Annotated in this window: 18 protein-coding genes; all 18 read left to right on the forward strand. The window is 48.8% G+C overall.

The genetic code is table 11. The features are described from left to right. Positions 1–145 precede the first annotated feature (145 nt). Entirely contained in the window at positions 146–604 is a 459-nt protein-coding gene (gene mraZ / locus ACWA5Z_RS06355) for a division/cell wall cluster transcriptional repressor MraZ (protein ID WP_431050832.1), read from the forward strand. Between the two features lie 123 nt (positions 605–727). Next, positions 728–1,696: a 16S rRNA (cytosine(1402)-N(4))-methyltransferase RsmH gene (gene rsmH / locus ACWA5Z_RS06360; protein WP_431050834.1), complete on the forward strand. Its 969-nt coding sequence runs from the start codon at positions 728–730 to the stop codon at positions 1,694–1,696. 3 nt (positions 1,697–1,699) lie between these two features. After that, positions 1,700–2,020, forward strand: coding sequence for a cell division protein FtsL (gene ftsL, locus ACWA5Z_RS06365; RefSeq protein ID WP_431050836.1), 321 nt, complete (start codon positions 1,700–1,702; stop codon positions 2,018–2,020). A 10-nt stretch (positions 2,021–2,030) separates the two neighbouring features. Then, the gene (gene ftsI, locus ACWA5Z_RS06370) at positions 2,031–3,857 is read left to right on the forward strand and encodes a peptidoglycan glycosyltransferase FtsI (RefSeq protein ID WP_431050838.1); all 1,827 of its coding nucleotides are present in this window, start codon (positions 2,031–2,033) and stop codon (positions 3,855–3,857) included. A 9-nt stretch (positions 3,858–3,866) separates the two neighbouring features. Further along, on the forward strand, positions 3,867–5,333 hold the full coding sequence (gene murE, locus ACWA5Z_RS06375; RefSeq protein ID WP_431050840.1) for a UDP-N-acetylmuramoyl-L-alanyl-D-glutamate--2,6-diaminopimelate ligase: 1,467 nt from the start codon (positions 3,867–3,869) through the stop codon (positions 5,331–5,333). A 5-nt stretch (positions 5,334–5,338) separates the two neighbouring features. Beyond that, entirely contained in the window at positions 5,339–6,724 is a 1,386-nt protein-coding gene (gene murF, locus ACWA5Z_RS06380; RefSeq protein ID WP_431050842.1) for a UDP-N-acetylmuramoyl-tripeptide--D-alanyl-D-alanine ligase, read from the forward strand. After that, positions 6,718–7,800 (forward strand): phospho-N-acetylmuramoyl-pentapeptide-transferase, encoded by a 1,083-nt coding sequence (gene mraY, locus ACWA5Z_RS06385; protein WP_431050844.1) that lies wholly within the window; start codon positions 6,718–6,720, stop codon positions 7,798–7,800. The genes murF and mraY overlap by 7 nt, the downstream gene beginning before the upstream one ends. Before the next feature lie 45 nt (positions 7,801–7,845). Further along, a complete protein-coding gene (gene murD, locus ACWA5Z_RS06390) occupies positions 7,846–9,174 on the forward strand; it encodes a UDP-N-acetylmuramoyl-L-alanine--D-glutamate ligase (protein ID WP_431050846.1) in 1,329 nt (442 codons plus the stop codon). Then, positions 9,162–10,349 (forward strand): putative lipid II flippase FtsW, encoded by a 1,188-nt coding sequence (ftsW, locus tag ACWA5Z_RS06395; protein WP_431050848.1) that lies wholly within the window; start codon positions 9,162–9,164, stop codon positions 10,347–10,349. The genes murD and ftsW overlap by 13 nt, the downstream gene beginning before the upstream one ends. Beyond that, complete coding sequence (gene murG / locus ACWA5Z_RS06400; protein ID WP_431050850.1) at positions 10,350–11,426, forward strand: undecaprenyldiphospho-muramoylpentapeptide beta-N-acetylglucosaminyltransferase; 1,077 nt, start codon at positions 10,350–10,352, stop codon at positions 11,424–11,426. A gap of 71 nt (positions 11,427–11,497) precedes the next feature. Further along, positions 11,498–12,940: a UDP-N-acetylmuramate--L-alanine ligase gene (gene murC / locus ACWA5Z_RS06405; RefSeq protein WP_431050852.1), complete on the forward strand. Its 1,443-nt coding sequence runs from the start codon at positions 11,498–11,500 to the stop codon at positions 12,938–12,940. Positions 12,941–12,956: 16 nt separating this feature from the next. Further along, entirely contained in the window at positions 12,957–13,880 is a 924-nt protein-coding gene (locus tag ACWA5Z_RS06410) for a D-alanine--D-alanine ligase (RefSeq protein WP_431050854.1), read from the forward strand. 2 nt (positions 13,881–13,882) lie between these two features. After that, positions 13,883–14,695: a cell division protein FtsQ/DivIB gene (locus tag ACWA5Z_RS06415; RefSeq protein ID WP_431050856.1), complete on the forward strand. Its 813-nt coding sequence runs from the start codon at positions 13,883–13,885 to the stop codon at positions 14,693–14,695. 38 nt (positions 14,696–14,733) lie between these two features. Then, a complete protein-coding gene (gene ftsA, locus ACWA5Z_RS06420) occupies positions 14,734–16,011 on the forward strand; it encodes a cell division protein FtsA (protein WP_431050857.1) in 1,278 nt (425 codons plus the stop codon). Positions 16,012–16,084: 73 nt separating this feature from the next. Further along, positions 16,085–17,302 carry a cell division protein FtsZ gene (gene ftsZ, locus ACWA5Z_RS06425; protein ID WP_431050859.1) on the forward strand — a complete coding sequence of 406 codons (1,218 nt, stop codon included), beginning with the start codon at positions 16,085–16,087 and terminating at the stop codon, positions 17,300–17,302. Positions 17,303–17,350: 48 nt separating this feature from the next. After that, a complete protein-coding gene (gene lpxC, locus ACWA5Z_RS06430; RefSeq protein WP_431050861.1) occupies positions 17,351–18,268 on the forward strand; it encodes a UDP-3-O-acyl-N-acetylglucosamine deacetylase in 918 nt (305 codons plus the stop codon). Between the two features lie 134 nt (positions 18,269–18,402). Further along, positions 18,403–19,263, forward strand: coding sequence for a phosphoribosylaminoimidazolesuccinocarboxamide synthase (locus ACWA5Z_RS06435; protein ID WP_431050863.1), 861 nt, complete (start codon positions 18,403–18,405; stop codon positions 19,261–19,263). 207 nt (positions 19,264–19,470) lie between these two features. Continuing rightward, entirely contained in the window at positions 19,471–21,816 is a 2,346-nt protein-coding gene (gene arcB / locus ACWA5Z_RS06440; protein WP_431050865.1) for an aerobic respiration two-component sensor histidine kinase ArcB, read from the forward strand. Positions 21,817–21,830: the final 14 nt, after the last annotated feature.

The following is a 21,830-nucleotide window of genomic DNA, read 5'->3' on the forward strand; positions in this document are numbered from 1 at the left end:
TGATCAGATAATAAACTTAGATCAAAGTGGTGAATTGTGGGGTTTTGTGGGGTAAAATAACATAAAACGCCGTTTGGTGGAACGATGTGGTAACCATCAGCAGAAAACGATAATAAAACGGATGATTAATTAAAACGGGATTGCTATGTTTCGTGGTGCGACTTCAGTCAGTTTGGACAGCAAAGGGCGGCTTGCCGTGCCTACCCGCTATCGCGCCGAAATTTTAGAGCAAAACCAGGGGCAGATGGTGTGCACCGTTGATATTCGTCAACCTTGTTTGTTGCTTTATCCCCTGAATGAATGGGAAATTATTGAGCAAAAACTGCACGGATTATCCAACTTCGAGCCGGATCAACGCCGTTTACAGCGGGTGATGTTGGGCTATGCCACGGAATGTAGCTTGGATAAAAGCGGGCGGATTTTACTCAGCCCGACGCTGCGCAACCACATCAAATTGGATAAAAACGTTATGTTGGTCGGGCAGTTGAATAAATTTGAGATTTGGAGCGAAGAGGCGTGGCTGGCACAAATTGCCGAAGATATTGAAATCGGCAGCGGCGGCGCTTTTGCCACCTCGGAAGAATTAAAAACGCTGTCATTGTAAAAGAGAAAGAATCATCTTTCCGCCGATGACGGTAGCACTAGCGGGGCAAGCGGCATATAGGGATATGCCGCGAACCCATTTTTATCGTCTTATTTTTTTAGTATAAATAGAGAAATTGCCAATATGAGTTTGCCAGCAGAACAAACCGACCGCGCGCATATTACGGTTTTATTAAATGAAGCCGTGCAGGGGTTGGCGATTAAAAAAAATGGCATTTATATTGACGGTACTTTCGGGCGCGGCGGGCATTCGCGTTTGATTTTGTCGCATTTGGGCGAAAACGGACGCTTGATCGCGATTGATCGCGATCCGCGTGCGATTGCCGAAGCCAACACCATCACCGATCCTAAATTCAGCATTGTCCACAGCGCCTTTTCACAGATTGCGGAAATTTGCCGGCAGCAGGGCTTAATCGGCAAAATCGACGGGATTTTGCTCGATCTCGGCGTATCTTCTCCGCAGTTAGACGAAGCGGAGCGCGGTTTCAGTTTTATGAACGATGGTCCGTTGGATATGCGTATGGACACCACCCAAGGCATGTCGGCGGCGGAATGGTTGCAGCAGGTGTCGATTGAGGATTTGAGTTGGGTGTTGAAAACCTTTGGCGAAGAGCGGTTCGCCAAGCGGATTGCAACCGCGATTGTGAATTTTAACCAAGCGGCGCGTCAAAACGGCGAAAGCGGTTTAAACCGCACTTTGCAATTGGCGGAGCTTATCAGCCAAGCCGTACCATTCAAAGATAAACATAAACACCCGGCAACCCGCACTTTCCAAGCGATTCGGATTTTTATCAACAGTGAGCTCGATGAATTGGAGCGGGCGTTGGAATCGGCATTAACGGTGCTGGCGCCGCAAGGACGGCTCTCGATCATCAGTTTCCATTCGTTGGAAGATCGCATGGTCAAACGCTTTATGCGCAAGCAAAGCAAAGGGGTTGAGATCCCGAAAGGGATTCCGTTGCGCGAGGATCAAATCGAACGTAACCAAACCCTGAAAACCATCGGCAAGGCGATTATGCCGAGCGAACAAGAGTCGCAACAAAATCCGCGTTCCAGAAGTGCGGTATTGCGAATTGCGGAAAGAAGAGGATAAGAGATGAGCGGCGAACGTTATCCTTTAAGAAAACTGATTTTGGACGATTTATTCGTCTCGAATAAGATCGCCCTATTGTTATGGCTGGGCATGATCGCCAGCGCAGTGGCAACAATTTGGATCATTCATCAAACCCGCCAGCTCAATGCCGAAAACGGCGAATTGATTTTGGCAAAACAAGCGTTGGAAAACGAATACATTAACTTAAAACTGGAAGAGCGGGCACTGGATGATAATGTGCGGATTACTTCCATCGCGAATCGCTTGAAGATGGGCTACATCACTGCCGATCAGCAGGTGATTATCATCGAAAACAATCACTAGGGTGCTGGCAATGGCTATTTTCAAAAAAAATAAACACCGGCAGGGCGCACAGCTTAATCAGAGTGCCGGCGCTGCCCGAAATGTAAAAAGTGCGACGAAACCGATGAGCACTTTCGTCAGTTGGCGTTATTGGACGGTGATTGGCGTGATTATCGTCAGTATGGCGTCGTTGGTGGCGACCGCGGTCGACGTACAAATCAGCAGCTCCGCCAAACTGAATCAGGAAGCGGATAAACGCTCGTTGCGCACGCAGGCGATCCATTCTTCGCGCGGCATGATTTTGGATCGTAACGGTCAGTGGCTGTCGGTCAGTGTGCAGATGTTTTCCGTGGTGGCGGATCCGAAAGAGATCTTCGATAAAGGTTCGTTGCAAGATCAGGAGCGCTGGAAAGCGCTGGCTGACGCCATCGGCGTTTCCAACAAGCGCTTGAAAGAAAAAATCAGCAAAAACCCGAAAAGCCGTTTTCTTTATCTTGCGCGGCAGGTGACGCCGAGTGTCGCCAATTATGCGCGCGAATTAAAAATTCCGGGTGTCACTTTGCAGACCGAATTCCGTCGTTTTTACCCGAAAGTGGAAGAAACCGCCCATCTGATCGGCTACACCAATATTGACGGCGCCGGAATCGAAGGGATTGAGAAAAGTTTCGATAAATTGTTGATCGGACAGGACGGTTCGCGCACCTACCGTAAAGACCGCTACGGCAACATGGTGGAAGCGGTGGACGACACCAAAAAATATGATGCGCATAACGTGACCTTAAGTATCGACGAACAATTGCAATCAATGGTGTACCGCCAAATCAAGGAAGCGGTGGCGGAGAACAAAGCCGAATCCGGCACGGCGGTGTTGGTCGATATCCGCACCGGTGAAGTGCTGGCGATGGCGAATGCGCCGTCGTATAACCCGAATAACCGTATCGGCGTGAAAGCGGAATTAATGCGTAACCGTGCGATCACCGATACTTTCGAACCCGGTTCAACCGTGAAACCGTTCGTCGTTCTGACCGCACTTCAGCAAGGCGTGGTACGTCGCGATGAAGTGATTGACACCGGGCCGTTGGTATTGAACCGCCACGAGGTCCGGGATGTGGCGCCGCGCGATAAACAAACGCTGGATCAAATTCTGGAAAATTCCAGTAACCGCGGGGTGAGCCGTTTGGCACTGCGTATGGCGCCGAATGTGTTGATGGAAACCTATAAACACGCCGGTTTGGGCGCGGCGACCAATTTGGGTTTGGTCGGGGAACAATCCGGTATGTTGAATGCCGAGCGCAAACGCTGGTCGGATATCGAACGGGCTAACGTGGCTTACGGTTATGGTATCAGTGCCACGCCGTTGCAAATCGCCCGTGCCTATGTCACCTTGGGCAGCTTCGGTGTCTATCGTCCACTGTCGATCACCAAAGTTGATCCGCCGGTCATCGGCGAAAGGGTGTATTCGGAAAAAATCACCCGCGAAGTGGTGAATATGATGGAAAAAGTCGCGATTAAAAATAAATTGGCGATGGTGGAAGGCTATCGGGTCGGGATTAAAACCGGTACGGCGAAAAAACTGGAAAACGGGAAATATGTGGACAAATATATTGCATATACCGCCGGCATTGCCCCGCTCAGCAATCCGCGTTATGCATTGGTGGTGCTGATTAACGATCCGAAAGCCGGAAAATATTACGGCGGTGCGATTTCGGCGCCGGTATTCTCAAAAATCATGGAACATACGCTGCGTTCGCAAAATATCAAACCGGACGCCTTGAACGATGAAGAAACGGCGGCGCGGATTATCCGTTTGGATCAGCAACAGTCATCCGTTTCCTCAAAGCCGAATCACATTAATTAAGGGGCAGGTATGCAACGATTGGCGAAGCTCTTTTCTCTGCCGCAACTTCCCCGCCTGTCACTCAATCGCATTGAGCTCGACAGCCGTAAAGTACAGCGCGGGGATCTGTTTGTTGCGTTGCTCGGACACCAACGGGACGGGCGCGAATTTATTCCGCAGGCGATTGCCAACGGAGCAAGTGCGGTGCTGGCCCAGACGGAACACCCGCAACAACACTTGGCAATCACAACGCAACACCACGTTGTGATTGTTCATTATTACCAATTGGATCAACAGCTGTCGGCGATCGCCGGAGAATTCTATCATCACCCTTCGACACAACTGACTCTGCTCGGCGTGACCGGTACCAACGGTAAAACCACCGTGGCGCAATTATTGGCACAATGGGGGCAGCTGTTGGGCAAAACCACGGCGGTGATGGGAACGATTGGCAACGGCTTATACGGAAAAACCGCCGAGGCGGCGAATACCACCGGCTCGGCAGTCGAAGTGCAGGCTAATTTGGCGGATTTTGTGCGCCAAGGGGCGGAGATGGCGGTGATGGAAGTGTCATCACACGGCTTGGTGCAACACCGGGTGGAAGCTTTGCATTTCAAAACCGCACTTTTCACCAATCTGAGCCGTGATCATCTGGATTACCATCAAACCATGCAAGCCTATGCTGAGGCGAAGTTCCGTTTATTCAACGAATTGGCGTGTGAAAATCGGATTATCAATGCCGATGATCCGATTGGGGCGCAATGGTTGGCGCGATTGCCAAGTGCGGTTGCCGTCAGTGCCGAACCGGATCGTCATTTAACCCAAGCATATTATTTGCAAGCGACTCGGATCGATTATCATGAAAACGGTGCGAACATTGCTTTTCGATCCGGTTGGGGCGACGGCGAATTAGACAGCCGTTTAATCGGTTCGTTTAATGTCAGTAATCTTTTGCTGGTGGCGGCAACCTTGCTCCAGTTGGGATATCCGTTACAACAATTGTGCGAAAGTGTTAATCGATTAAGCGGTGTTTGCGGACGCATGGAGATGTTTACCGCGGCGGATAAACCGATGGCGATTGTCGATTACGCCCATACGCCGGACGCGTTGCAACAGGCGCTGCAAGCGGCAAGGTTGCATTGCAAAGGGCGGTTATGGTGCGTGTTCGGCTGCGGCGGCGATCGTGATCGCGGTAAGCGGCCGCTAATGGGCGCGATTGCCGAGCGGTTTGCCGATGAAGTGGTTTTGACCGACGATAATCCACGCACCGAAGATCCTTGCCTGATTTTACAAGAGATAGCTTCAGGATTAGAACAGCCGCACAGCGCTACGGTCATTCATGGACGTGAGTTGGCACTGCAATACGCGTTGCAACGGGCGCAGCCCGATGATGTGATTTTGATTGCCGGCAAAGGGCATGAGGATTATCAAATTATCGGCGAAACCAAATTGCACTTTTCCGATCGGGAACTTGTGCGGCAACTGTTAGAAGAATAATAACAATGATTAGTTTAACGCTTCACAAGTTGGCGGAAATTCTGTCTGCCGAGTTAATTTATCCTGCTGAAGAGGCAAGTGCGGCGGCGGTGTCGCAAATCAGCACCGATACGCGCAAGGTCAGCAAAAATTCACTGTTTTTTGCCTTAAAGGGAGCCAATTTTGACGCGCACGATTATTTGGCGCAAGCAGTCGAACAGGGCGCAACCGCACTGGTGGTTTCCACACCCAATCCGACGCTTACCGCGCCGCAATTAGTCGTCGCCGATACCCGTTTGGCGTTAGGACAACTGGCAAAATGGTTAAAAGCCGAATTGGCGCCGAAAACGGTGGCAATGACCGGTTCCTCAGGCAAAACCACGGTGAAAGAGATGACCGCCGCGATTTTGGCACAGTGCGGCAACGTGTTGTTTACGCAAGGCAATTTTAATAACGATATCGGCGTGCCGCTAACTTTGTTACGCTTAGAACCACAACACCAATTCGCGGTGATTGAACTGGGCGCAAATCATGCCGGCGAAATTGCTTACACCGCCGAATTGGTGCAGCCGGATGTGGCGTTGGTGAACAATGTCGCGCCGGCGCATTTGGAAGGTTTTGGTTCGTTAGACGGCGTGGCACAGGCAAAAGGCGAAATTTATCGCGGTTTGGCGCAAAACGGCTGTGCGGTGATTAATCTCGATTGTCATTATTTGGATCGCTATTGGCAAACGGAAATCGGCGCGCACCGCACTTATTCCTTTTCGGTATCGCAGTCGCAAGCGGATTTTTATGCCGACGATGTTCGCCTGCATACACAGGGTTCAAGCTTTACCTTGGTGACCCCGCAAGGAAAAATAGCGATTAATTTGCCTTATTTAGGCGGGCATAATGTCAGCAATGCGCTGGCGGCAACCGCACTTTCGATGTTGGTCGGAGCGGATTTGGCGCAGGTGAAGTGCGGTCTGGAGCAAAAGCAGGCGGTCAAAGGGCGATTATATCCGATTCAAATCAATCCGAATGTATTATTGTTGGATGATACCTACAACGCCAATGTCGATTCAATGCAATCGGCGGCGGCGGTCTTAAAAAATTATCGCGGATTTCGCATTTTAGTTGTTGGCGATATGGCGGAATTAGGCGAAAATAGTCGACTTTGCCATCGACAAGTGGCGGAGTTTGTGCGGCGGGCGGAATTGGATTTGGTGGTCAGTTTCGGCGTACAAAGCGAGGTGATCAGCCGTTTGTCGCAAGGAAAACACTTCGGCGACAAAGCGGATTTGGTCTTATTTTTACAACGGCAAATCCAACAACAATCAAATGAAAATAACAATATCGTGTTGTTGGCAAAGGGATCACGCAGTATGCAGATGGAAACCGTGATCGATTCATTAAAGGATAAATTATGTTAGTTTGGTTGGCGGATTATTTAGTCCAATATCATTCCATTTTTAATGTGGTGTCATACTTGACCTTCCGTTCGATTATTGCACTGTTGACCGCACTTTTAATTTCTTTATGGATCGGGCCGAAAGTGATCCGCCGTTTGCAAATGTTGCAAATCGGACAAGTGGTGCGCCATGACGGCCCGGAAAGCCATTTCAGCAAACGCGGCACGCCGACCATGGGCGGGGTGATGATCCTGTTTTCAATTGGTATCAGTACGTTATTATGGGCGGATTTGAGCAACGCCTATGTCTGGTGTACGTTATTTGTCCTGTTCGGCTACGGCGCAATCGGCTTTGTCGATGATTACCGTAAGGTGGTGCATAAAAATACCGACGGTTTGATTGCGCGTTGGAAATATTTCTGGCTGTCGGTGGTGGCGTTGGTTGCGGTATTTGCGATGTATGCGATTGGCAAAGACACCAATGCGACCCGGCTGGTCGTGCCGTTTTTTAAAGAGATTATGCCGCAATTGGGTTTATTTTATATTGTGTTGGCGTATTTCGTCATTGTCGGCACCAGTAATGCCGTCAACCTGACCGACGGTTTGGACGGCTTGGCGATTATGCCGACCGTATTTGTTGCCGGCGCTTTTGCTTTTGTGGCGTGGGCGACCGGTAACGTCAATTTCGCCGACTATCTGCATATTCCGTATATTAAATTGAGCGCCGAACTGGTGATTGTCTGCACCGCGATTGTCGGCGCCGGCTTGGGTTTTTTGTGGTTCAATACTTATCCGGCGCAAGTGTTTATGGGCGATGTCGGTTCGTTGGCGCTCGGCGGCGCATTAGGCACGATTGCGGTGTTGGTGCGGCAAGAATTTTTGCTGTTGATCATGGGCGGTGTGTTTGTGATGGAAACCATTTCGGTGATTCTGCAAGTCGGCTCATACAAAATCCGCAAACAACGCATTTTCCGTATGGCGCCGATTCATCACCATTTTGAATTGAAAGGTTGGCCGGAGCCGCGTGTGATTATCCGCTTTTGGATTATCTCGTTAGTCTTGGTATTACTCGGTTTGATTACGCTGAAATTGCGTTAATTTTTTCATTTTTTATTTTCTTTTCTTTTTTGGGGCAAAAGTATAATGAGCAGTCATTCCACCGATTATAGCGGTAAAAAAATCACGATTTTAGGGCTAGGCAAAAGCGGGCTATCCTGTATCGATTTTTTTGCGGATAAACCGGTGGAATTGCGCGTGATCGACACCCGTAACAAACCGCAAGCGTTACCGCACTTTGTCAAACAGAGCCATTTCGGCAGCATTCCGCAAGATTGGTTATTGCAATCGGATCTGATTGTCATCAGTCCGGGTTTGGCATTGGCAACGCCCGAAGTGCAAACGGCAATTGAAGCCGGTGTCGAAGTGGTCGGCGATATTGAACTATTCTGCCGTGCAACCGATAAACCGATTATTGCGATTACCGGTTCAAACGGCAAAAGCACCGTGACTTCATTGGTGAATGCGATGGCGCAAGCTGCCGGGATTAAAGTCGGCATGGGCGGCAATATCGGCATTCCGGCGCTGTCGCTGTTAAAACAAGATTGTGATCTGTATGTACTGGAGCTGTCCAGTTTTCAATTGGAAACCACCCATTCCCTGAAAGCCAAAGCCGCCACGGTGTTGAACGTGACGGAAGATCATATGGATCGCTATGCCGACTTGGAAGCCTATCGCCAAGCGAAATTAGCGATTTATCACCATGCGGAAACGGCGGTGATCAACGATGACGATCCGCTGACTCAGCCGAATCAGCAAAGTGCGGTCAAAATGCAACGTTTCGGTGCGCAGGGCGACTACCATTTAGTCCAACAAGACAACCGCACTTTCCTTGCTTTTCAAAACCAAGCGATTTTAGCCACCGATGAAATGCAACTGGTCGGGCGGCATAATTATATGAATGCCTTGGCGGCGTTGGCGTTATCTGACGCGGCAGGGATTGACCGCACTGCCGCATGCCGGGCATTGCGTGAATTTCAGGGATTGGAACACCGTTTCCAGTTGGTTACGCGCAAAGGCGGTATTAGTTGGATTAATGATTCCAAAGCCACCAATGTCGGCAGTACGCTAGCGGCGTTACAGGGATTGGATGTGGCGGGAACGCTATATTTACTGCTCGGTGGCGACGGCAAAGGGGCGGATTTTTCCGAACTTGCCGTCGCAGTCAACCAACCGCATATTCAGCTCTATTGCTTCGGACGCGACGGGGCGCAACTGGCGCAGCTGTCGGCGCAAAGTCAGTTGTTTGACAGCATGCAAAGTGCGGTTGCCGCCCTCAAACCGCACTTGAAAGCGGGCGATATGGTGTTGTTGTCACCGGCGTGTGCCAGTCTGGATCAATTTGCCAATTTTGAGCAGCGCGGCGATGAATTCGCCCGTTTGGCACTATGCTTGGAGGCAGAATGTCGGGTTTAGATTGGGTAAAAAATGAAAGCGAGCGCTGGTTCAGGATTACCCCGAGCAATCTGCTGTATGACCGCGCCTTATTCTGGCTGTTTCTTTCGTTGATGACCTTGGGCTTTATTGTGATCACCTCCGCCTCGGTTGCCGAAGGCAATCGCTTATATGACGATCCGTTCCATTTTGCTTGGCGTGATTTGGTGTATGTGGTGCTGGCGTGTCTGACAGCCTATGTATTCGTGTTTATCCCGGTTGAAAAATGGCAAAAATGGAGTCCGTATCTGCTGCTTTTTGCGCTACTATTATTGATTTTGGTGCTGGTGCCGGGGATCGGCAGAACCGTTAACGGTGCGCGGCGTTGGATTCCGTTGGTTTTATTCAATTTCCAGCCGGCGGAATTTGTCAAATTTGCATTGATTTGTTACCTGTCGAGCTACTTTGTGCGTCGTTATGACGAAGTGCGCAGCAAGCAGTTGAGCGTGGTCAAACCGACCGTAGTTTTGATCTTGATTTCAGGTTTCTTGCTATTCCAACCGGATTTGGGCAGCAGTGTAGTGCTGGGCTTTATCGTGTTTATGATGTTGTTTATGGTTGGCGCCAAAATTTTTCAATTTATCGCTTTGGCGGTGTTGGGATTTTTTGCGTTATATATCTTGATCTTAACCTCGGAATACCGTTTAAAACGGCTGACCTCTTATACCGATCCGTTTGCTGATCCGTTCGGTTCCGGTTTTCAGTTGAGCAATTCGTTGATTGCTTTTGGACGCGGTGAATTTTGGGGAACCGGCTTGGGCAATTCGATTCAAAAATTGGAATATCTGCCGGAAGCGCATACCGATTTTATTATGGCGATTGTCGGCGAAGAGTTTGGGCTGGTCGGGATTATCGCGGTGATCGTGCTGTTTACGCTGCTTCTGTTCCGCATTCTGAAAATCGGCAAAGAATCCTTGTTGCTGGAACAGCGGTTCGGCGGTTATTTCGCTTTCGGGGTCGTCGCTTGGTTTTTCTTTCAGGGGGCATTTAACCTCGGAATGACCATGGGGCTATTGCCGACCAAAGGTTTCACCTTTCCGTTTGTCAGCTACGGCGGCTCCAGTTTGATGATTAATGCCTTGGTGATCGCAATCCTGTTGCGAATTGATCATGAAAACCGCCTAATGCGCGGTCATGCACATTTGAGGGACGATTAAATGACAGAAACAACGGCAACGACAAAAAAACGCTTATTGGTGATGGCGGGCGGCACCGGCGGTCATGTTTTTCCGGCGATTGCGGTAGCGCAAAAATTACAACAACAAGGCTGGCAAATCTGTTGGCTCGGCACAAAAGATCGCATGGAAGCCACGCTCGTGCCGAAACACGGCATTCCGATTGAGTTTATCCAAATTTCAGGCTTGCGCGGCAAAGGCTTAAAAGCCTTATTGGTCGCACCGTTTGCCATTGCGCGCGCAGTGTGGCAGGCGCGGAAAATTATTAAACGTTACCAACCGCACGCGGTGTTGGGCATGGGCGGCTATGTGTCGGGACCGGGCGGAATCGCCGCCAAATTGTGCGGCGTGCCGATTGTATTGCACGAACAAAATGCGATTGCCGGTTTAACCAATAAATGGTTGGCAAAAATCGCAACCAAGGTGCTGCAAGCTTTTCCTAAGGCGTTTGCCAACGCCGAAGTGGTCGGTAATCCGGTGCGCCAAGCGTTGTTTGAACAGGCGGAACCGAAAGTGCGGTTTGCGCAACGTGTTGCGGGCAGCGCGCTGAAAGTGTTGGTGGTCGGCGGTAGCCAGGGCGCAAGGGTATTGAATTTATTAATGCCGGAAGTGGTGAAGCAAGGCAAACTGCCGTTGGAAATCCGTCATCAGGTCGGACAAGGCAATGTCGACAGCATTCAAGCGCGCTACCCCGACAACGCCAATGCGCAGCTAACGGAATTTATTGATGATATGGCGGCAGCCTATGCGTGGGCGGATCTGATCATCTGCCGCTCCGGTGCCTTGACCGTATCTGAAATTGCGGCGGTCGGTGCGACGGCGATTTTCGTGCCGTTTCAACATAAAGATCAACAGCAATATCTTAACGCCTGTTATCTTGCCGATGTCGGCGCTGCCACGATTGTGCCGCAAAACGAATTAAACGCTGAGCGCATTACCGCACTTTTAACGCAACTGGATCGCGAAAAATTAGCCGCGATGGCTGAAAAAGCCAAAGCGATGGCAAAACCACAGGCGGCTGATCGGGTTGCGGAGGTGGTTATCAGTGTGGCGAAATAAATATTATCATCAAATAAATGGTCGTATCGACGTACTGTATACGTCATAGAAACAAAACAGAGAATAAAAGCATGACAGAACAAGATTTTCAAACCCGATTACGGGATTTCGTACCGGGCATGCGTCGGGTGAAACAAATCCATTTCGTCGGTATCGGCGGTGCGGGCATGGGCGGCATTGCCGAAGTGCTGCTAAATGAAGGTTATATGATCACCGGCTCGGATATTGCCGACGGTGCCGTCACCCAACGCTTGGCAAATTTAGGCGCGAAAATCTTTTTTAAACACGAAGCCGCCAATGTCAAAGAAGCCAGTGTGGTGGTGGTGTCCAGTGCGATTAAAGCCGATAATCCGGAAGTGGTTGCGGCGCGTGAAGCGCGGATTCCGGTGATCCAACGGGCGCAGATGTTGGCGGAGATCATGCGGTTTCGTCACGGCATTGCGATTGCCGGCACCCATGGCAAAACCACAACAACCGCAATGATTGCGATGATCTACGCCCAAGCCGGTTTAGATCCGACTTTTGTCAACGGCGGTTTGGTCAAATCGGCAGGCACCAATGCCCATTTGGGGTTGAGCCGTTATTTAATCGCAGAAGCCGATGAAAGTGACGCCTCGTTCCTGCATTTGCAGCCGATGGTGTCGGTGGTGACGAACATCGAGCCGGATCATATGGAAACCTATCAGGGCAGTTTCGCTAAAATGAAACAAACCTATATTGATTTCCTGCACAATCTGCCGTTTTACGGTTTGGCGGTGATGTGTGCCGACGACAAAGAATTGGAAGAGATTATCCCAAGCGTCGGGCGGCAAGTGATCACTTACGGCTTCGGCCAACACGCGGATTATCGGATTGAAAACTATCGACAAACCGCGTTTCAGGGGTTGTATGAGGTGATTTATCCGTCCGGCAAACGCATTTCGGTGGTGCTGAACGTGCCGGGCAAACACAATGCGCTGAATGCGACTGCCGCGTTGGCGGTGGCGAAAGAAGAAGGGATCGGCGACGAAGCGATTTTGACCGCACTTGCCGATTTCCAAGGGGCGGGGCGACGTTTTGATCAGCTTGGCGTATTTGAGCGTCCGTGCGGCAATGTGATGTTGGTCGACGATTATGGACACCACCCGACCGAAGTCAATGTTACCATTGAGGCCGCACGTTCGGGCTGGCGGGATAAACGCGTGGTGATGGTGTTCCAGCCGCACCGCTATTCACGCACCCGTGATTTGTTCGATGATTTTGTACAGGTGCTGTCAAACGTAGACGTGTTGATTATGTTGGAAGTCTATGCCGCAGGGGAAGAGCCGATTGCCGGTGCGGACAGCCGGGCGTTGTGCCGTTCGATTCGTAATCTGGGGAAAGTCGATCCGATTTTACTCTCCGATACCGAAAAATTACCGCAGATTATGGATCAAGTGTTACAAGACGGCGATTTGGTGTTGGCGCAGGGGGCGGGCAGCGTAAGTAAATTATCCCGCAATTTAGTGGCGTTATGGAATAGTAATCAAAAATAATCAGATAGGCAGATGCATGAAATCATTAAAACAACAAAAAATTGCGGTGTTATATGGCGGAACTTCGGCGGAACGCGAGGTTTCGCTGAATTCGGGAAGTGCGGTTTTGGCGGCGCTGCAAAGCCAAGGCTTTAATGCGCATGGTGTGGACACCAAGGAAGTCGGCTTGGAGCAATTAAAATTACAAGGTTTTGAACGCGCTTTCAATATTTTGCATGGTCGCGGCGGCGAAGACGGCACGGTACAAGGCGTATTGGAGTTTTTAGGTATTCCTTACACGGGCTGCGGCGTCTTATCCTCGTCTTTAACCATGGATAAAATGCGCACCAAAATGTTATGGAAAGGCTTCGGATTGCCGGTTGCCGAGATGGAAGTGGTGACCAAAGCGAATTTTTCAGGGTTCAATGCCGAACAAATTGTGGCGCGTTTGGGCTTGCCTCTGATGGTGAAACCGTCGTTGGAAGGTTCCAGTGTCGGCTTAACCAAGGTGAACCGCTGCGAGGAGTTGCAAAGTGCGGTCGAATATGCGTTTCGGTATGATGAAACCGTGTTGATCGAAGCATGGTTGGCAGGGGATGAATATTCCGTGCCGGTGCTGGATGGGGAAGTGTTGCCGTCAATTCGCATTGTGCCAAAAGGCGAGTTTTATGACTACGACGCCAAATATATTTCCGACGAAACCCAATATTTTTGCCCGTCGGGGTTGAGCGACGCGCGCGAACAGGAATTGAAGCAGCTGGTTAAAGCCGCCTATGACAGCGTCGGTTGCCGCGGCTGGAGCCGAGTTGATGTGATGACCAACGCCGTAGGCGAATTTCATTTGGTGGAGGTCAACACCACGCCGGGCATGACCAGCCACAGCCTGTTTCCGATGGCGGCAAAAATCAAAGGCTACAGTTTTGAGCAGTTGGTTGTGAAGATCTTAGAATTGAGCGTATAGCCATGGCAGTCAAACCCAATCGCACGCAGCAGCGTATTCAACCCCAAACGGCAGAGGAAAGCGGTTTTAAGTTTTTTCTGCCGCTTAAATCGCTAGTTGTGCTATTATGCGTAGGATTTGGTTATTATTGCTACACGCACTGGCAGGATTTTTTGGCGTATCTCGATTCACAGCCGATTAATTCCTTTGCCGTGGTCGGGCAGCCGCAATATACCACCTATAACGATATTCGCGACAGTTTGCTGCAATTTGGCGAGTTAAAAGGTTATTTTTCGCAAGATGTGCAAGAGATTCAGCAACAAATAGAAAAAATGCCGTGGGTGCGCGGCGCTTTGGTGCGTAAGCTGTGGCCGAACAAACTGAGCATTGCGGTGGCGGAATATAGTCCGGTTGCCGTTTGGAATGACAAGCAGTTATTGGCGGCGGACGGGGCGATTTTCAGCTTGCCGGAAGAAAAGAGCGGTAATCTGCAATTGCCGGCGCTGTATGGCAATGATTTTCAAAGCCGCGAGGTGTTATCGGCTTGGTATCAGATTAGTAATGCGCTCAAAACGAAAAATATGCGCTTGCAATCGATGCGGATTGACGGGCGCGGTGCATGGCAGGTCAGTCTGAGCAACGGGATTGAACTCAAACTTGGGCGTGGCGAGTGGAAACAAAAAATCGAGCGTTTCGCAACGATTTATCCGCAAATCGAAGTGCCGGAGCAACAGACGATTGATTACGTGGATTTGCGTTATGCCAGCGGTGCGGCAATCGGTTTTAAGGCTGTTCCGCCAGCCCCCGAAGCTTCGGCGGAAACAAACGAAAATTAATTAATTGGCAACTCAGTAAACAACTAACGTAAACAAATATGGCAAAAATTGTTGAAGCGAAAATCAAAGTAGGTTTGGAAGTCGGAACTTCCAAAGTGGTCGCGGTAGTAGGCGAAGTTCTGCCGGACGGCGTAGTCAATGTGTTGGGGGTCGGCAGCAGCCCGTCCAAGGGGATTGATCGCGGCAGTATCACCGATCTGGATGCGGTGGTCAATTCGATTCAACGCGCGATTGAAGGGGCGGAGTCGATTGCCGATTGCCAAATTGTCAGTGTGTCGTTGGCAATCACCGGCGAACACATTCAGAGCCTGAATGAAAGCGGCGTGGTGCCGATTTCCAGCGGCGAAGTGACGCCGGAGGAAGTGGAAGGCGCAATGAATATCGCCCAATCGGTCAAAATCGGCGAAGGCGTCAGCATTTTGCATGTGATCCCGCAAGAGTTTGCAGTGGATAAACAGCTGAATATCAAAAATCCGCTCGGTTTGCAAGGTGTGCGTTTGCAAGCACAGGCGCACTTAATCGCTTGCCATCAAAATTGGCTGAATAATCTGAAAAAAGCGGTCTTGCGTGCCGGATTAAAAGTCGATGAAGTGGTGTTTTCCGGCTTGGCGTCCAGTTATTCGGTGTTGACCGAAGATGAAAAAGAGTTGGGCGTTTGCTTGATTGATATTGGTGGCGGTACGATTGATATTATTGTTTATACCAATGGTGCGTTGCGCTTCAGCAAAGTGATTCCTTATGCCGGCAATCGGGTCACTGATGATGTGGCGTTTGCTTTCAGCACCTCCAGAATGGATGCGGAAAAAATTAAAGTGGCTTATGGCAGTGCGGTCACGCCGGCACGCAATAATCCGGATAAAAAAATCGAAGTGCCGAGTGTCGGCGGGCGTGCGCCACGTAGTCTGGCAAAAGAGATGTTGTCGGTGGTGACGGCGGCGCGTTATCAGGAATTATTAAGGTTGGTCGAGAAAGAATTGATCAAACTGAAACACGAATTGGATGTGAAACAAATCAAATCCGATCTTATTGCCGGGATTGTATTGACCGGGGGCGGTTCGCAAATCGAAGATATTGCCGACTGCGCCGCCGAGATTTTCGGCCCGCAAGTGCGGGTTGGCACTCCGCTCAATCTGGCGGGATTAACCGATTATGTGAACAAGCCGCAATATGCGACGGTGTTGGGATTGCTACACCATAATTATAATAATGCAGATGAAGTGCGGCAGCGTGATATCTCAAGTGGTTCAATTGGCGTGGTTTCCGGAATTAAAGAAAATATTGCCAAATTTTTTACAATGATAAAAAATCAGTTTTGATAATTCTTGTTTATCGCATAGAATAGAAAATTATTGGTTTGCAAAAATAAAACAAACATAATGGGGAGAATATATGTTTGAGCCTATCGAGTTTGATGACATTACCGATGCCGTCATTAAAGTAGTCGGTGTTGGTGGTGGCGGCGGTAACGCCGTTAATCATATGGTGCAGGAAGAAATGCATGGTGTTGAGTTTTTCTCAATCAATACTGATGCGCAGGCTTTGCGTAAAAGTTTGGTCAAACAGACTGTACAAATCGGTGGCAATACAACCAAAGGTTTGGGCGCAGGGGCGAATCCGAATGTTGGTCGTCAGGCGGCGGAAGACGATAAAGACGCAATCCGTAATATTTTGGAAGGTGCGGATATGGTGTTTATTGCAGCCGGTATGGGCGGTGGTACCGGAACGGGTGCCGCACCGGTGGTGGCGCAAATTGCCAAAGAACTGGGCATTTTAACCGTTGCCGTAGTCACCAAACCGTTCAGCTTTGAAGGTAAAAAACGGATGGCATTGGCGGAAATGGGGATTGGCGAATTGTCCAAATTTGTCGATTCCTTAATTGTAATTCCAAACGAAAAATTATTAAAAGTCTTAGGCAAAAATATCTCCCTGGTTAATGCCTTTGCGACTGCAAATGAAATTTTACGTAATGCGGTACGTGGGATCTCCGATATGATCACTTCGCCGGGGCTGATCAACGTAGACTTTGCCGATGTTAAAACCGTCATGCAAGAAATGGGACATGCAATGATGGGCACCGGAGTGGCTGACGGGGAAGTCGGGGATGGTCGTGCGGATAAAGCGGCGCAAGACGCGGTTGCCAGCCCGTTATTGGAAGATGTCGATCTGTCCGGTGCGCGTGGGGTGTTGGTTAATATCACGGCGGGGATGGACTTGTCGTTAGATGAATTTTCTACCGTTGGTGATACGGTACGTGCTTTCGCCTCAGAAGATGCGACAGTGGTAATCGGCAGTACCTTAATTCCGGAAATGAGTGATCAAATCCGTGTGACTATCGTTGCAACCGGGATCGGCGGTAACAAAGCCGAAACTGAACTAAAAGTGATTACCCCGAAATCCACCGGAATGGGCATGCCGGTATCAAAACCGATTCAATCCGGTTTTGAGGGACAATCGAACTTTAATCCGCAGCCAGAGTCTAACCAAGGGTATGGTAATAGCTACGACAACGGCAAAACGGCGGTTGGCGCAGACGTTGCCAAGCCGAAAGCGTTTGACGAAAAAGACTTATTTGATATTCCGTCTTTCTTGCGCAATCAAGCGGATTAAGGCGAGCGGATTTAATAAAATAGCGTACTGAGAAAGGTACTGAAAATTATGATTAAACAAAGAACATTAAAACAGAGTGTAAAAGTGACCGGAATCGGGCTGCACAGCGGTAAAAAAGTGACGCTGACCATGCGTCCTGCCGAAGTGAATACCGGAGTGATTTATTGCCGTACTGATTTGAATCCGCCGGTGAGCTTTGTGGCAAATGCCGACGCGATTCGCGACACCATGTTGTGTACTTGTTTAGTGAATGATGACGGCGTGCGTGTGTCAACCGTGGAACATATCAATTCTGCTTTGGCGGCACTGGGAATTGATAACATCATTATTGAAGTCGACGCACCTGAAATTCCGATTATGGACGGTAGTGCCGCGCCTTTCATTTATCTGTTATTAGATACAGGGATCGAAGAGCAAGCGGCGGCGAAGAAATTTATCCGCATTAAAAAACCGGTTCGGGTTGAAGACGGTGATAAATGGGCGGAATTCAAGCCATATAACGGTTTTTCACTGGATTTTACCATTGATTTCAAACACCCGGCGATTTCAGGCGATGTCACTAATTATAAACTGGATTTCTCAACCCAAGCGTTTATCCAACAAATCAGCCGTGCGCGTACTTTCGGTTTTATGAAAGATATTGAATATTTGCAAGCGCAAGGCTTGGCGTTAGGCGGCAGCTTGGACAATGCGATTGTGTTGGACGAATACCGCATTCTGAATGAAGACGGTTTGCGTTTCAAAGATGAATTGGTACGCCATAAATTATTGGATGCGGTGGGCGATTTATATATGGCGAACCATAATATTCTTGGTGCGTTTAAAGCCTATAAATCCGGGCACGGCTTGAATAACAAGTTGTTAAGAGCGGTATTAGCCGATCAGGACGCTTGGGAATATGTGACCTTTGAGCGGAAAGAAAATGTGCCGCAAGGGTATTTAGTGCCTGCGCAGATTATGATTTAGTCTGATGATCGTTAGAAAGCCATATTTCAGTGAAATATGGCTTTTTTAATGGCTTCAGCGCAAAATAATAGTGCAAAGTGCGGTTTAAACTGCGCTACAATAAATAAAAGTTAACAGACCTCAAGGATAAAATAATGCAACACATCGGTTTAAACAAAATTTATTCAGGAAAAGTGCGTGATCTGTACGAAATTGATGCAGACAGAATGCTGATGGTCGCAACCGACCGTTTGTCGGCATTTGATGTGATTTTAGACGATCCGATTCCGGGCAAGGGCGAGATCCTAACCCAAATTTCTAATTTTTGGTTTAAACAGTTGGCAGATATTATGCCGAATCACTTCACCGGCGATACGGTCTATGATGTGTTGCCGAAAGAAGAAGCGGATCAGATCAAAGACCGTGCGGTGGTGTGCAAACGTCTGACGCCGATCAAGATCGAATCGATTGTGCGCGGTTATCTGACCGGCAGCGGTTTGAAAGATTACCGTGCAACCGGTACGATTTGCGGTTTGCAGCTGCCGGCCGGTTTACAAGAAGCCAGTAAACTGCCTGAACCGATTTTCACCCCGTCAAGCAAAGCGGAAGTGGGCGATCATGATGTCAATATCAGCTATGAAGCATGTGAACGGTTGATTGGCAAGGAACTGGCGGCGGAAGTCAAGCAAAAAGCGATTGCGCTGTACACGGCTGCTGCCGAATATGCGTTGAGCAAAGGGATTATTATCTGTGATACCAAATTTGAATTCGGCTTGGATAAAGACGGCGTATTGACCCTGATGGACGAAGTGCTGACCCCGGATTCCAGCCGTTTTTGGGCAATTGAAAACTATCGGGAAGGCACCAATCCGCCGTCATTTGACAAGCAGTTTATCCGCGATTGGTTGGAACAAACAGGCTGGAACAAACAAGCGCCTGCGCCGAAAGTGCCGGCTGAGGTCATTCAAAAAACGGTTGATAAATACCGTGAAGCATTGGATTTGTTGACGAAATAATATAATTTAAACTCCAGTAATCATTAATTGATTTCCTAAAAATAGTTAATGAGACAATGTCGGGGCGGATTATATATCCGCCCGCCCCATGCTCTGTATTTTCTATTATTGGTTTATCATTGATACCGCACTTCGTAAGCGGGCGGATATATAATCCGCCCCTACTTTTATTTATCAAATAGATATGTAGCAAATATAAACCACACTATGAAAAACGTAAAAATCTATCTGCAAAATTACATCGACTGGATTATCCGTATCGGCAAGCTTAAGTTCTCTTTGTTGGGGTTGCTGATTTTAGCGGTTTATGCCTTGCTGATTCAGGCGGGCAGTACCTTACTGTTTACCGGAACCTTGGATTGGGGCGATATTTTGCGTTCGGTCATTTTCGGTTTGTGTTCCGCGCCGTTTGTGATTTATTTCTTTTTGGTGATCGTGGAAAAATTGGAACTGGCGCGGCAGGGAGCGGAGAAAACGTTGCAGCAACTGAAAACCTTGCGCATGCAGGATTATCAACTGAACCAAGAGCTCAATAAGAAAAATTTGCTGTTAAGCCGTGAAATAGATGAACGTAGCAAAGCGGAACAAGAATTGACTTCCGCATTGTTACATTTGGAACAGGAGATCAAAGAGCGGAGCCGCATTCAGTTGGAATTAGAGCAAAGTGCGCAGCTGTTGCGTTCTTTCTTTGATGCCTCGCCGGATTTGGTATTCTACCGCGGCGAAGATCATCGCTTTCTGGGGGCGAATAAGGCGATGGAAAAGCTGACCGGAAAAAAAAGCGAGGAATTAAAGCAATTAACACCGTTCGAATTATATAGCGAGCGGGCGGCGAAAAAAGCTATCGAAAGTGATAGGCAGGTCAGTCGGGCAAATCAAGGAATGCGCTATGAGCAATGGCTATATTATCCTGACGGGCAAGCGGCGTGCTTTGAAATTTTAAAAGTGCCGTATTACGATAAAGTCAGTAAACAGCACATGATTATCGGCTTTGGGCGCGATATTACCGAACGGACGACTTACCGTGAAACGATTGAGAAAAACAGTCGCGATAAAACGAATCTGATGACCACAATCAGCCATGAATTGAAAACGCCGCTCAATGGCATTATCGGTTTAAGCCGTATTTTACTGGACGGAGATTTAACCGAGCAGCAGCGCAATTATTTGCAAACCATTAAGGTCAGTGCGGTTTCGTTGGGACATATTTTCAATGACTTGGTCGATTTGGAAAAAATTGAGACTCACCGTATCGAACTGTTTGAAAAAGAATGTGATTTTAATCATTTACTCAATGATATCAATAATATTGCCTCAGTTATGGCGGCGCAAAAAAATTTGAAGTTTGAAATGCGGTTAGCAGACAATCTGCCGGAATGGATTCGAGTCGATCCGATCCGCCTCAACCAGATGTTATGGAATTTAATCAGCAATGCGGTCAAATTTACCAAACAGGGTTGGGTGCGGCTGTCGGTTGCCCGAACCGGGGAAGATGAGTTGTGCTTTAAAATCAGCGACAGCGGCATTGGCATTCCGCAAGCTGAACAGAGTAAAATTTTCACCATGTATTACCAAGTCAAATCGCAGGATAATATGCGCGCGTTGGGGAGTGGAATCGGGTTGGCGGTTTCCAAACAAATTGCTTCGTTAATGTCCGGCGATTTAACCGTGGAAAGTGAAGAAAATGTCGGCACGACCTTTACCTTGAGCGTCAAAGCCGCGCAGATTGAACGTTTTACCGCACTTGAGAAACAGCACGTTACGCAAGCATTAAATATTCTATTGGTGGAAGACATTGAGGTGAATATTATCGTCGCCAAATCGGTACTGGAAAAGTTGGGCTATCACGTTGATGTTGCCATGAGCGGCGGCGAAGCGTTGCAGAAATTCCAACAAAATGACTACGATTTGCTTTTGCTGGACATTCAATTGCCGGATATGTCGGGCTTTGATATTGCGATGACCCTCCGCCATCAATATCAGAACGATGAAATTGAGTATTTGCCGCCGTTGGTCGCGCTCACTGCAAATGTGATGAATAATAAAAATGAATATGTACAACAAGGCATGGATGATGTGTTGTCCAAGCCGTTATCGCAGGAAGCCTTGAATTCCACGCTGAAACGCCTGTTTGGTGACGAAGATTTGCCTGTGCAGCCACAGGCGGCAGTCAATGAACCGGATAAACAAAGTGCGATGCAGTTTGATTATCCGTTATTGAGCGAGCTAATCGAGTTGCTTGGGAAAGAGAAAGTGCTGGCAAGTATCGACTTGTTTGCCGAGTTAATGCCGAATTATATTACGGACTTAAATGCACAATATAAAGCTTATCAAACCGACCCGTCACTGAAGCGGGCGGTGGCGGAAGAGGCGCATAAAATCAAAGGGGCTGCCGCTTCGATCGGATTGAATGCGATCCGCGATATTGCGGAAGCGGCACAACACGACGAAGCCGAAAATTGGCAAGAAAATATTGCCCGTTGGGTGGCGATGTTACAGGAATGGCAGCCGGCACTGACCGCACTTAAGCAGTATATAACGCATAAAGTATAAAGTGCGGTTAGATA

This window comes from Testudinibacter sp. P80/BLE/0925 (genome assembly GCF_053570785.1).